The organism is Mesorhizobium sp. M2A.F.Ca.ET.067.02.1.1 (assembly GCF_004023285.1).
GTDB lineage: Bacteria > Pseudomonadota > Alphaproteobacteria > Rhizobiales > Rhizobiaceae > Mesorhizobium.
The window spans coordinates 1-1,747 of record NZ_RZSB01001012.1 but is presented as its reverse complement, the minus strand read 5'-3'; the positions used below and the strand labels follow the sequence as shown (position 1 = coordinate 1,747).

Below are 1,747 nucleotides of genomic sequence, written 5' to 3'. Positions count from 1 at the left end.
ATGGTGGAGTAGGCGAGCAGCCGCTTCAGGTCCTTTTCCATCAGCGCGTGCAGGATGCCCAGCACCGCCGTCACGCCGCCGATGAGAAGCACCGCGACGCCGGACCACCATGCCGGCTCGCCAAGCAGGTCGAACACCACGCGGACGAAGCCATAGATGGCGACCTTCGTCATGATGCCGCTCATCAGCGCCGAGACGTGGCTGGGTGCCGCCGGATGGGCAAGCGGCAGCCAGGCATGCAGCGGCACGAGGCCGGCCTTGGAGCCGGCGCCAAGCAGCATGAGAACCAGCACCGCGCCGGCGACGAACGGGCCGGGATGCGCCGTCCGCATCGCGTCGAACGCATAGGTTCCCGCCGGCCCGGCCAACAGGCCGAAGGCAAGCAGCAGCGCCATCGTGCCGAAGCTTGCCATCACCAGGTAGATGTAGCCGGCCCGCCGGTTGGCCTCGTCGCGGTGATGCGCCACGACCAGCGCCCAGGAGGCGAGCGACATGAATTCCCAGGACAACAGGAAGCTGAAGGCGTCGTTTGCCAGCACCACGAGGTTCATGCCGGCAAGGAAGGCGGGATAGAATGGCAGCACCCGATGCGGCTGGGATTCATGCCGGCCGTAGCCGAGGCCGTAGAGACTGGTGATCGTGCCGCCCAAATTGACGACGACGAGAAAGAACGCCGACAGGCCGTCGAGGCGGAACCGGGCGCCGGTCCAGGGCAGGCCGAGCGGCAAGGTGGCGGAGGCCTCGCCGGGGTTGCCGGCAAGATGGCCGGCAGCAGTCGCGAGCAGCACGGCTGAAATGACAAGCGTCGCGCCGTAGACCAGGCGCGTCGCGGCGGCGAGCCGGCTGGCGGCCGCGGCCATTATGGCCGTTGCCAAAAACGCGGCAGCACCGCACAGCAGAAGGGCGACGGTCGAATTCACGGCTGGCTCCCGCCCGATTCGACCTGGCCGCCATCGGGTTCGGGCGCCTTGGCGGGATCGAAACCGCTCTTCAGCCGCACCCCGCGCCCGCCGCCGGGGCTCGCCGCGCCTTCCCCGATCAGTTCGATGCCGGAGATCTCGAGCGCCGCGATCAGCTTCATCAGCGAATCGACATTGCCCCGGATGATCGAGCCGCTGGCTTCCATTCGCTGGATCGTCGGCACCGATAGGCCGGACAATTCGGCAAGCCGGCGCTGATCGATGCCGAGCAGCGATCTTGCGGCGCGCAATTGCGGTGCGGTTATCACCGAGGACTCACTCGTTCAGGTTTGAGATATTAGGTCTCGGTGCTATAGCCTACATTAAAATGTCCTATCGTCAAGGATTGATGTTTAGAACATCTATGTTGATGGCGTGACAGTGTGGGCCGAAGGCGCGGCAGCCCCTGGCCAGATACGGCACCCATCTATGCAGCCGGCGTCAGAGTGCCGGGATACGGAAGGGCTTCTCAGCGCTCCACGGCTGCGTAAGCCAGCGCCAGGATGCATTGGGAGGTGGCAAAACGGACGGCCAGGCGACGGCCCGGCGAAGTGACCGCCTCGCCCTTTTCGAAATCGATGGCGATGTCCTCGAAACCCAACACGCGACCGTCGAGCGGGAACGATGCCTTGTAGGCCGCTTCCTTGACCGCGAACAGGATACGGCCGCCCAGCTTCGGATCGAGATCACCCAGGCGATCCTTCGGGGCGGCAACCATGGCCCTGAGGTCGTCGGGCAATGGCAAGGCGGGTTCGATGTCGACGCCGACGCTTCGCAGCGCGCCGGAT

3 protein-coding genes are annotated in these 1,747 nt (G+C 65.8%); all 3 read right to left on the bottom strand.

What is annotated here, in order from left to right:
* Positions 1-860 (bottom strand): proton-conducting transporter membrane subunit (locus tag EOA28_RS34830; protein WP_281060953.1); only part of this gene is annotated, 860 nt, incomplete at its 3' end.
* A gap of 56 nt (positions 861-916) precedes the next feature.
* On the bottom strand, positions 917-1,228 hold the full coding sequence (locus EOA28_RS34825; RefSeq protein WP_126080207.1) for a helix-turn-helix transcriptional regulator: 312 nt from the start codon (positions 1,226-1,228) through the stop codon (positions 917-919).
* 200 nt (positions 1,229-1,428) lie between these two features.
* Positions 1,429-1,747, bottom strand: a 319-nt coding sequence (locus EOA28_RS34820) for a 4'-phosphopantetheinyl transferase superfamily protein (protein ID WP_128315803.1), incomplete at its 5' end; no start/stop codon positions are given.